General features: G+C 31.3%; 6 protein-coding genes. All 6 read right to left on the reverse strand.

Translation table 11 applies throughout. The features are described 5' to 3' along the window. Positions 1 to 112: 112 nt before the first annotated feature. Positions 113 to 5,182, reverse strand: a complete 5,070-nt coding sequence (locus NAF01_RS14595) for an FtsK/SpoIIIE domain-containing protein (RefSeq protein ID WP_250800649.1) — start codon at positions 5,180 to 5,182, stop codon at positions 113 to 115. Continuing rightward, a complete protein-coding gene (locus tag NAF01_RS14600; RefSeq protein WP_419761192.1) occupies positions 5,179 to 6,768 on the reverse strand; it encodes a hypothetical protein in 1,590 nt (529 codons plus the stop codon). The genes NAF01_RS14595 and NAF01_RS14600 overlap by 4 nt, the downstream gene beginning before the upstream one ends. Position 6,769: 1 nt before the next feature. Next, positions 6,770 to 8,449: a hypothetical protein gene (locus NAF01_RS14605; RefSeq protein ID WP_250800650.1), complete on the reverse strand. Its 1,680-nt coding sequence runs from the start codon at positions 8,447 to 8,449 to the stop codon at positions 6,770 to 6,772. 310 nt (positions 8,450 to 8,759) lie between these two features. Beyond that, positions 8,760 to 11,657 carry a DEAD/DEAH box helicase gene (locus NAF01_RS14610; protein ID WP_250800651.1) on the reverse strand — a complete coding sequence of 966 codons (2,898 nt, stop codon included), beginning with the start codon at positions 11,655 to 11,657 and terminating at the stop codon, positions 8,760 to 8,762. Between the two features lie 115 nt (positions 11,658 to 11,772). Then, positions 11,773 to 12,174, reverse strand: coding sequence for a (deoxy)nucleoside triphosphate pyrophosphohydrolase (locus tag NAF01_RS14615; RefSeq protein ID WP_250800652.1), 402 nt, complete (start codon positions 12,172 to 12,174; stop codon positions 11,773 to 11,775). Positions 12,175 to 12,363: 189 nt separating this feature from the next. Further along, entirely contained in the window at positions 12,364 to 12,621 is a 258-nt protein-coding gene (locus tag NAF01_RS14620; RefSeq protein ID WP_250800654.1) for a hypothetical protein, read from the reverse strand. Positions 12,622 to 12,706: the final 85 nt, after the last annotated feature.

Genomic DNA, 12,706 nt, shown 5'->3' on the forward strand with positions numbered 1-12,706 from the left:
CACTGGAGGAAATCCTCCAGTAGCTTTTTAATCGTTAAAGAAGGCACCTAGATCTACTAGATGCTAAAGAGGAGGGGCTGAAAATTTTTTCAGCCACCTGTTTTTCAGATTCTTATTCTTTATTGAAGTATTTAAGTAGAGCTCTTCTTACTTTTGGAGTTAAGAAAGGACTCTTTCCTCTTTCTATATTACCATATAATTTTGCCAAAAAATCGCCTTTCCCGGCAAGTTTTTCAGCACCTGACTCATCAAGAATTATATTTGAAGCAGTCGCATCAGATGCTCTTAAGGCTAATCTTGCACCTAAGTTATTTCGTATATTGGTGTTAATAATATCTGCTTTAGGATTTTGAGTACAAATAATCAAATGAATTCCTGCTGCACGTGCTTTCTGACCCAATCTCATTATCGCATTTTCCACTTGCTTTTTCATATCAGCATCTTGAGTCATAAAATCAGCAAATTCATCAAAAACCAATACAATTCTAGGCATTCTTTCATTTACTTCTGTAATATACTCGTCTAAGTTAGTTACGCCTTCCTTTGCAAACTTGGTATATCTATCTTCCATTTCATTTACTAAATATTGCAGTACGTTGACAGCTTCTCCTAAATCTGTAATTACATCACGTGTATGCTGCTTGCCTTCGTAAATAGTAAACTCAACTTTTTTAGGATCAATGAACATAAACTGAACTTGTTCTGGACTATATAAACACATCATACCTAGAATTATAGAATTCAGAGTAACACTTTTACCACTTCCCGTAGTACCGCCCGTCAACAAGTGTGGAGACATCGAATTCGAGAAATCCATAAATAAAACATTATTAAGTGGATCTAACCCTAAAGGAGCAACTAAATTTGTAGAATTAATTTTACTACTTAGTTGGTGCCTAGTTAAAGCCATAAACTTTTCGAAATAAATGGTTTCAGGTTCATCACGAATAATATCTATTTTCATACCTTTATTTATAAATATATGAGGTTCTGTAGAGAGCCCTAGCCAAATTTGAATGTCCTTTGAACGAGACAAAATTTTATTAGCAGGGAGGTCAGCTGGTAAATCTAATTCAAACCTTATTACGGAAGAGCCAATTATAGCTTCTTTTATATTTAGATGTATCCCATTCTGGTTGAAATTGTGCTTTAACTTTCTGATATATTGGTCTTTTAACTGATCAATATTGCTATCTTCAATTTCATACTCAAGCGTGATGCCTTCTAAAGCTTTTACTTCAGGATATTGTTGGTCTTCAGGTAATAAGTTAGGTGTTACTTCCTCACTTGATTCATGAGCCTCAGATCCACTTGGTACATCAGACTCTTCATTATCAGAAGTAACTTCTTGCCTACCAGTATCAGATATTGTTTCTTCAGGTTCAGTCATGTCTTCAGAACTGTCTTTTTCGATTGTATCTCCTAACTTTTCTCTTTCAACATTAGAATTATCATCTTCTAATGTTAACTGTAATATTTCTTTTTCACTTTCAGCTATTACCAACTCTTCGTAAGCAGGTATTTCAGCCTCACTGGCTTTTAACTGTTCTAGGATATATGCTCTTGTATAAATATAGTTTTTTATATTTGAATCTAATTGGTCAACGAATATACATTCATCAACTTTCTCAAAATTAAATTCAGTAAGGTTTGAAGTATAGCAATAAACATCTACTCTTCCTTCAATACTAACTTTAATTTTGTCTCCATTAATATGTTGAAACTCCTTCAATAATTGGACATTTTCAGGAGAATAAGCACTTCTCTCAATGAAATATTGGATTAATTCATCTCTCCAGTAATCACTATCAAGTTGTTTTTTCTCAAAATTAAACAACTTATTATAGAGACTCATCCCAGTTTTTATTTGCTTAAGGGCATCAAAACGCTCTTTATCAAAGATATTGTGATTTACAAACTTTAATTCAACTAGCTCAAAACTCAATTCTAAAGTATCATCTATCTTTTCAATTGTAGTCAAAACCAAATCCGGTCGACGTTTATTACTTGAAAACCAAGGAAGATCATCACAAACAGCCCATACTCGAAGCTTATTATATGTCTCTTCTTCATTATTAGTTGAGAGATAGGTTGCAAGCATTTCATGTGCAAACTTACCACGCCCAATTGTTTTAAGGACTAAGCCACCTGATACGTCCTTAACCTTGTTTACAGCATCAACAATGCTGTCTCGAGAGATTTTTTCGTTTTTCATTATAGATACTAGCTTCCTATGCAATCTGTCATAGTAAGCATAATCTGTTGTTTGCTGACTAAGTTTCCTAATATATTCAGAAGAAGAAACAATTAATTTATACTGGTTGTTTTTCCCTGCTTTTGGTTTATATTGAATGATATTTGCCTGGCTTGAAGTTTTGGTTAATAATGTCTTGTCTAAGTAACGGTCTAAAATCATAGTCCAGTTAAATTTTCTATGCATCATATCAATCAAAGAATTATGATTGATATTGTTTATTGAAATGATGTTTTTTAAGACATTTAATTCATCTTTTGATGGCATTGCGCTAGATTGAATAATATATTGTAATTGATAAAAGCTTTGTAGAGTATTTGGTAAATGCTCACTAACAAAACTAATCCTTTTTACGGCCTCATCACTTTTTAAAGGCTCTTTATATATGGTCTCAAACCAGAATGTAGTCTCTTTTGGTTTAACTCTTTCAAGTTGATAACTAATTTGATTTCCTTGACTAAAGTAATCAGCTAGAACAACTAAATCAGCATCAATCATCATTTTTTCCACTTGAGAAAAGATTTCGTTAACCGTTTTACCTGATATCACATTTATTTCCACCTTTGGAAACTTGCTTTCGTACTCAGGCTTTGTAAAATCTTCTTTTTGTTCTAACCATTTATTTAGTTGATAATGAAGCTTAGAAGCATTTTCACTATGCACAGTAAAACGCAATTTCTTAACCTTTGTCTTAGAGAAAATGGACTCCACACACTTTTTTACTACTTCTGAACTTTGGCAGTAAAGCATACAGATATCCATACCATCTTTGGCATATGGATATACCTCTAAATAATTCTTTGTTACCTTAACGATTTCTTCTGAAAGTTCGTTTGCCAAATAATCATTATTATTCGGAGCTTTACTACTAAGAACAAAAGTACCTTCACCAAATACCTCGGCATTTTCAATTAAATAGGATGGATCACCATAACTAGCAAAATATCTTGGAGCAAGGTTAGAAGTTTTTGTTCTTGCATACTCAACATACTCTTCAAGTTTTTCAATCTCTAAGGATCCTTCTGTTGCGAAGTGAACCCAATGTTCAATTTGGTTTGAAATCTCTTCACATCTCCTGATAAATGCGACCAATCTGATAGGATTAAAAACTGTTAAGGTTCTAGTTATAGGAATACCTGATTCTTCTTTTTTATTATCAAAATAGTCTACTGCACCAATCAAATTAATATTTTGATAGATATGTTGTGAAACTTGTGAGGAACTATAAATATTTTCTAGAAGATTCTCTAAGTCAGTTTCTAATTGCTTACTATCTAATGAATACACACCATAATTTCGTGCATACTGAATTTTCTTTATATAGTTACTTAGGTACTCTTCAAATTTCTGCACATGTTCTTTTACATCTAATTGATTTAATGTGAGATAATTTTTCACCTTATCTCTAGTCCAAGTGATAATATCTATTTGCTCAATTTCATTTTCAGCATAATTTCTTGTATATGGAATTATTCCATCTTCTATTTTTTCAAAAAAAGAATATGTCTCTAAATCATTAAATCTAGTTACCTTAAACTTTTTATTTTTAATAAGTTTTTCTCCAATACAATGAGAAAGTTTAAATGTAACTTCAGTTTCTTTTGCATTCTCATCTACACTGGGTAGTGTATTTTGAATAAATTGAATTCTGGGTATTACTATCTGAATATTAGTTAAAAATAGCTTTAATAATTCCTGGATATTTTCATTGGTTTTACTCGTTTCGATTTCCAAAATAAATTTTGATAAATCAATATTTTCATTATTTCTCTCATCCTCAATAAATGAAAAAATTTCTTTTATAAAGGCTTGAGTCAAGTCATCGTAAACAGAAGGATTTCTGAGTTTTTCAACAGTACGATTTAATTTCTTAACTAAACCTGGTTGAAAATCTAAATAATCCTCAAATTCTTCGATAAAATCTTGTATAGCTTCAGCATCATTACCGCTTACTAATTCATCAATACCAGATTCATATTCTTTAATTTTGTCTGCACTTAGCTCTTCTTTATATTTATTTAGGACCTCTTCTACTTCTTCTTTAATTGAGGGTGATTTAATCTTAAAATCTGTGATTTTTTTTACAAACTCAAAATCATTAAATAAAAATGAATTTGAACTCTGTGTTACAAATTCAACAACTTCTTTAGTGAGCTGGTCTACAGATTTTGTATCCCAGATTTCATCACTCCAACCGTTAACTTCTTCTTGTTCAATAAATGAATAAAGGTTATTCTGGATATTTTCTCGTTCTTTTTCTTTGATCTCCAGGTTTGCTAGTTGAAAGTTCTTTTTAAGTCGACCTTTATCTTCCAAATTTATTTTTAATTTACTGTCCATAAATAAGTTCAAATAAGGTAATTTACGTTGGATTTTATCAATTACTGATGGACTTTGATCACTCAAAATCTCTGAAATAAAATTAACAATATTGCGAAGTTGTGGCTCTGAAATAGTTTTGTACATATCAAGAAATGTTTTAATAAATTTTATTTCATCAGTTGCGATTAAACCAGTCTCTGATAGCACATTATATAAAGAGCTCAATCCATCCTCCGTTAAGAGATATGATTCGTCGATAGTAAATAGGTTCTCTAAACTTTGTGCCTCTGGTGTAATTTCATTAATAATTAATATTAATGCTTGATTATTTTTAGTGTTATTTCGCAACCATGTACTAGTCTCATAGTCTTGATAAGAAAATTCTTCAAAACCTGGCTGCTCTTTAACCGTTCTTATTATTGGGTCATAGAACGTTTTATAAACTGATAAATCCGTTCGTAATTGATTTAATAATGCTTCTATATTAGATATGGTAAGTCCTGATATTTTAACGAATAATTTTTCAGTATGATCATTTTTCTGCTTCTTAAAATGATCTAATAATAGCCTATTAATCCATAATGCTAATAATTTATTTCCATTCATTTAATTGTCACACCTTCCGCTACATCGTAAGGGTTTCTAATCATGGCTGTTGCATCTGAAAACTCAACCAACAATCCATTTTTCTTAAGCTTAGTACGCAGGGAATTTTCATTCTTTTGGTAATAGCTAATATTTAACTTTGATCTTTCGTATAAGCCACTTTTTCTCGCCTGTACTTCCCCAATTACAAATCCATATTTTTGATAAAGGAGATTTAAGAACTCACTAAACTCTATAGAATCGTTAGGCTTTACATTGACAAATACAAGGGTTTGTAAAAATGTATCTGTCATAGTGTATCTATAATTAGTACCTGTTTTGAAGTTACCAATCCCGCCATCTCTGGCAAGAGTTCGAATAATTGATAGCTGGTGCCTTTTTAATTGATCGGATATAACTTCCTTAACTGTGTTAAAAAGTTTAGTGGTCACATCTTTATAATTGTTACAACTCATTAAGGTGTTTATAACACGTTTCTTTCTTGATTGGAGTTTATTTAAGCCCATAAGGGTAATAAATGTTTCGTTTGGATTTTCTTTCCATTTAGGCAATTCTTCTATAACATGTTCTTCGTCCCCTATGATGGAATAGAAATGATTCCCAAAATAGTCCTCAAATTTATTTTTTATTAAGAGTTCATTATTACTAAAAGTGCCTGAAGAGGTTTTTAATATCTGACTATTTTGTCCATCTAAGCAATCAAAAAAGAACTCAATTCTATCTCCTTCATTAACCTTGGCCCTTTCATACATATATCTCATTAATTGGAAGCTAATAAGACTAGTCAAAAGTTTAAACATTTCATAAACATCAATATTGATGTTCAGGAGGTTATTCATCTCTTTAGCAAATTCATCAAAGATATAATGTTCTGTAACAGGTAATTGAGGATATTCTTTGTTATCATTATTTTCTTTTAAAGGGTAAGTATCCTTTTTGATATCGATTTCATTGTCCCCTAGTGCATCTTGTATTGAATCAATAATCCTCTCTACTGAATTATTCTTTCTTAGAAGAGTTTTGATTCTATTTTGAATTGATTCTCTTATATCTGGGTAATTAGTAGTCCCATAGGAAAGCATCAAATAATACAATTCCCCACCACGTGCAAAGAAGTTTCTCTCATAGGAGATGCCCTGTCCCTTTTTTCGAATTTCAAAAAATAATAAACTTTCATGTAATGGATATAACGATCTAGCGTACCAAGAGCGATCGGCTTCACGACCTCTTCCATCAACCAATGGAACTTCCAGATTTCTAAAGAATTCTCTAATTACTTCTACCTTTTCTTCGTCCTGAATTTTCTCATACAAACTAATTTTTTGTTCTTCCTTTAATTGAGCAATGTCCCTCTTACTGCCCTCTTTAACACCTTCAAAGATAAATTTTCTAAGGTTAACAGCTTTATTTCTAAAGTAACAATCTGAATCTAAGCAATACTCTGTTCCGAACATTACATTTAAAAATTCTAACACATACTCTGGGCCCCTCTGCCCATCCTTAAATCGATGTCCCCATATTTTAGCAGAGAGTTGGGAGGAGAATTCTTCTACATTATTTTTTATATTTTTAGCCAAGTTAATCACCTCAATCTATAAAAATTTCATCTTGAATATATAGTCCTTTATCTCTATCGAGCCTTAAGATATTCAGCGTATAGTCATTTGTTTCACTGTTCTTTATTATTTCATTTTTAAACGTGTCCAATAGTATCTCGACATCCTCTCTTAGGATGTTGTGTGTTGTTCCTGCATTAAGCCTCATTAGATATTCAAAAACATGTAAATCAATTGGTAAATCTATTTTATGGTTAACTAATAAAATAAACTTAGAAGGTAAATGGTCAATATCTGCTCTGCTCTCTTCTTCATTAATTATCACCTGATTATTTGAAACAATTGAATGAACCATTAAGTTTTCAGTTGTCGCATATAATTGTGAACTTGATGCTACTAACCTTTTTGAAAAAGCTCTATTTAATCCATTTACTAAATCCTTCCTGCTTTGAATTCTTTTCATAGGATTATCAAACATATCTCCAAATTCCTTCAAAAATTGAAACGGAATTAAACTATTCCTATTAAATATGTCATCATTTGGAAACTCAAAGAAAAATTTTCTTCTAAGTTTGTTGATCCATTCCTCGATTAATTTATCATTACTATCTTTATTATGATCTCTGTACATATCTAGCCTTTTCTTAAAATAACCAAGGTAGAGGTCTAAGTCTTCATTAAAAATTTCATTATGCAGAGACTCTAATTGTTCAATTCCACAAATATCTCCATTTAAAATAAAGTCATCAATATTTGAAATAGAATAGTTACCTGGATCTAACTCTCTAAACAGTTTTAAAGCTCGCATTTCGGAAAAAGCCTCATGCTCAATGTTATGGCCATAAAAATTTTGATAATATGGCTTTTCAATTTGATTTTTCAGGTCTTCGTAATCAGCATTTTTTATGTCGGTACAGTTTAAGCCACCTGTAAGGAGATAGCTAATATGAATTAACATTTCACGCATTGTGATATGTGACCCTAAATAATCTAATGTTCTATACTGTTCTACTAATCTATTTTTAACATGTTCTGTTGAAGTTCTTTGGTGATTTAAATATATTATGCATGTATTATTTTTTGCACAACTATTACAAGGGGACCAATTCTCTTCCTGATTCCATTCATTTAATACTTTTTCCACATATATCGATGAGGTAACATCTAAAAGGTTTAAAATACTGAGTGATTGATTATTATTTTTATAATCTTTAAACCTCACCGAAACTTCTTCTTTCAAAAGCTTTAAATTTTCATTTTGTGAAAGGAACTTAGTTAACTTTCCTTCATTAGCTGCTATAAGATAATAGAATTTGTCAGAATGATTAGATTGTATTGATAATTGTAGTTTGGATAATTCCTGGAAAATTACCTCATCCTTTAGTTCAGATAGATCCTTTACGATTCTAATTCTTCCGTGTTTAAAAGGTACTTCAATAACTCCAGAATTTGGCCATGTCGATAATTCAGTTTCACTAAAATAATTATAAATCGATCTACATAGTCTAGTTTTTCCATCACCTGCATTACCAGTTAAAATTACACTATGAGCATTACTATTAAAAATTTCTATAAGATAGTTTTCAATTTTAGTATCAATTTTAAAAGAGTAAGACTTTTCACCTTCATCATATGTATACTCGTCATATATTTTCGAATGATTAGGAGAAAGAACGTTAAATTGATCTAGATAATTTATAAAGGAATTCATAAAAAGTCTCCTTTCTTCCTATAAATAATATTTTCATTTAAACAATTAATAATTATACCATAGTTAATTGGAAGGAAAATGGATAGATTAAATTACCATTACTTTTATTACAACTTTATTTAATTTTATCAGGGGAGGTTGTTAAAAAATCACCTGGGTTCCTATAAAAAAAAGACAGAAATATTCTGTCTAAAAAAATCATTCAGGTTATTTTAATAACACCATCTCCCTTTCGAAAATTTAGCTTTATTCTCAAAGATCGCGATGACAGCCCCAATCAACATAATTATTGAGGCTGACACCAACTATTTCATTCAACATTCCCATTAATAATATAATTATATAATTTACTATCAATAGCGTCTTCCATAATCATATTCATATAAACTACAGGTTTACCGTCCTCCATCGAGCTCTGTTTAACAGAGTCTTCATCTGGTAAACCCTTACCCAAGTAATAAAATTCCGTTCCTTCATCATCATCTTTTTTTACAAAAAAATGAAGGTCGATGTTATTTTTTCTAGCCTGTATAATTATTTTAACTTCCTGAGAACTTAATGTTCGGTTGCTTCGAGTAAACCATTTGATGATCTCTTGACTTAAAAATTCATCACCGTACTTTACACTAGATTCAATTTCATCATTTTTATGGTAGGTAATAAAGATTGGACAAGTTTGATGCTTGGTCTTATATCCAAACATTGTACTTGTTTCATCATTGTCCCAGTTTAATAGTTTACATACATCCTTCCTAGAATATTTTTCGTATAATGTAAGTTCTCTATCACAAGAATATTTTTTGTTCTTTTCATTTGCACACTTGATAACATCCATTATTAAAAACTTGAAGTATTTATTATTCTCCAAACTTTTTTCAATATCTTTATTGTATGTGAAATATCCTGCATCAAGATTTATGATGGGTTTTTGACCATACTTTTCGCGGCTAACCTGATTAAAGAAAGACAAATTAAAGATCCTTTGTATAGAATTTAATGTCTTATCATCTATAATGCAATTTGATAATTGTAATTGGCTAATATAATCTTCATAGCTCACCTTTTTGTGATTCATTAGTTGCTCTAGTAAAATGATTTCATGCTTGCGTTTTCCCTCTAAAATTTCTTGTGTGACCAGGGTTAAGACTTTATTTTCATAATCAGTTAACGGAGAAACTTCTTTATTCATTTTTAACAAAAACTGATGATAGTTAAGTTTGTATGTTTTACTGCCATCCACTAATACCGCAGGGTCAATCGAATGGTTTAAAATAAAGTCATGCAAGTAAGGTGTTTTTCCAATCTTATTTTCTAACTCAACAAAGGCTTCCCTTATTAGTCTCAATTCTGTAAGTCTACTATTATTAATTGCTTTAAAGATTTGTTTCTTTGCAATCTCTTCAAAATTAACTGTAGAAACTCCTTTAATATAGCTTGTATCTTTGGTACGGCGTCTGATATTGTCCTTGTTTTGGGATTTATCACCTGAAAGAGCAATTGGGATTAGATAATTGTTTTTATAGTTACCAATAAAGTCTATTATTGTGACATAGTCTTTTGATGTGTGTTTACGTAAGCCCCTGCCCAGCTGTTGAATAAATATAATACTGGATTGAGTTTGTCTTAGCATGACAACTTGATTAATACATGGTATATCTATACCCTCATTAAAAATATCAACTGTCAAAATGTAATCTAGGATTCCATTTTCAAGTTGATTAACTCTCATTTCTCTTTCTTCTTGTGTATGATCACCTGTTAAAGCTACTGTTCTGAATCCTCTTTCATTTAGAACTGCTGATAGCTTTCCAGCCTCCTCTTTTCGACTGCAGAAAATTAATCCTTTAACACTTTCTCCGGAAAACCCATAATAATTTATCTTCTCAATAATATGATTTACCCGTTCTTCTGTAATCAAATGAGAAAGAACTGCGGAATCATCGATAAGTTTTCCATTATATTCAATGTCTGTGACACCGAAATAATGGAATGGACAGAGCATGTCCTCTTCAAGTGCTTCTTGTAATCTAATTTCATATGCAATGTTGTAATCAAACAACCCATATATATTAAAGTCATCCGTCCGCTCAGGTGTTGCAGTCATGCCTAATAAGAATGTTGGTGTAAAATAATTCATTACCTTCTGGTAAGAACTCGCTCCTGCTTTATGTACTTCATCAACAAGAATATAGTCAAATTCATCTTCACTAAATCTGGACAAGACATCATCCTTAGAAATAGTTTGAATAGTAGCAAACAGATACCTTGCATTTGTCCGTTTTTGAGAGCCTGATAAAATTCCAAAGTCTTCTTCTAATCCACCAAATAATTTTTTAAAATCTGATTTTGCTTTCTTTAAGATTTGCTCGCGGTGGACTATAAATAGCATGCGATTAGGATTAAATCTTCTAACATCAAAAGCTGATAGATATGTTTTTCCAGTTCCGGTTGCTGAAATAATTAAACCCTTATCATTTCCAGCTTCTCTAAGGGATTGAATTTGCTCTATGGCTGCTCGTTGCATTTTGTTTGGCACAATTTTAATTGCTTCTTCGAGAGAATTGGTTTGATATTGACTAGGCATTTCTAGAATATTTTGAACAACATGGCTGTTGACATCAACATATGTCTTTTCATATTCAGCAATCCATTCTTCAGTCAATATGCTAGACTTCTCCCATACTTCTTCAAATTGATTTTTGAAATGATGAACTAATTCTCCATTTTCATGAGATGTTAACTTCACATTCCACTCATAATTCACTTTTAAGGCTTGGGCAGTTAAGTTTGAACTCCCTACAATAAGTGAGTAGTGAGTGTCCTTATTAAAAATATATCCCTTCGAATGAAAACCTTTAAGATCTGCTAGCCTTACTTCCACATTAGTTAACTTCATTAATTCTCTAAAGACTTTTGGTTGATTAAAGTTTAGGAAAGTCGATGTAAGTATTCGACCTTTAATACCTTTTTGATGGAGATCATAAAGATATGATTTAAGAGCCGCTAGACCGCTTTCTGTTATAAACGCCACTGAAAAAATAAAAGACTTACAGCTTTCTAGCTCATCAATTAATGTCGATAAAACATTTTCACTTTTTTTGGCATTGTTGATTAATAACTTTGGTTTATAATTCCCTGAATCCTGATGCTGCTGATTAATAAATCCTCTATGCAAAGAAGCTTCTAAATTACGAATTAAATTACTCATTTCTACTCCATTCCTTACCAGTTGTTATATCTATTTTAAACATAGAGTATAGTCAATTCAATAAATTTCCATATAAAAAAGCTATCTACTGTGTGTAAATAGCTTTTGCAAATAATCATTTTAAGGATAGCGTTTTTGAAATTTTATTGATGGCCGGAATATCAGCGGGAGCCCAGTCCAAAGTTTCAAGATCTGAAGGCGAAAGCCATTTAATCGATACATGCTCGGTTAATATTGGTTTACCCTTAATGAGTTTACAATAAAAGGTGGTTAAATGAACAATACCAAAATCATATTCATATACAGTATGTTCGACTTGTTCACCTATTTCTATTTTGCAACTCATTTCTTCGTTAATTTCCCGAATCAGGGCTTGTTGCGGCGTTTCCCCACTCTCAATTTTCCCTCCAGGAAATTCCCATTTGTAAGGAAGAGCTTTCGATGGACCCCTTTGAGCACATAGAATATTACCATTCTCAATAATAACTGCACCAACTACATGAATGTTCTTTTTCATAAATCCTCCATAAAAATAAACAGACTTACTATAAACTTGATATTGATATTGTATAGTATAACTCAAATTGGCCAATTGTGGGAGCTCGGTGGGTTATATTACAACCCCTCTAAACACCATAATATCTTCCACTAGTCACAAATTCATTTTCCCATCAGTAATCTGTATCATTATCTTTTCTGGTTTAGACTACATCGTATCTAGTTTTCTTTTTACAGCTTCTATATCCGTGGTAAAGAAATAAGTATTTCCATCTTTAGAATATGATTTACCGTACCAGATTCCCTTATTAATAGCAGACCAATTGAACCGCTTAGAATTTGTTTCTTTTTTGAAAAACTTTGCTGCTTCCTGAATACTAGGACATTCAGCGATTAATTCTTCTCCTTTGAAAATATTTACAGGAATTTCAACTTTGTTTTGCATTATAGGTTTTTTCCTCTCCATATTGACACCTGCCCATTTTTTATTTTTTTAATTCATCAGTATTATGTTCTCTGACCTTTTTTCCCCGGTTTAATTAACCTTAAAT

The organism is Cytobacillus firmus, from assembly GCF_023657595.1.
Classification (GTDB): Bacteria; Bacillota; Bacilli; order Bacillales; family Cytobacillaceae; genus Cytobacillus; species Cytobacillus firmus_B.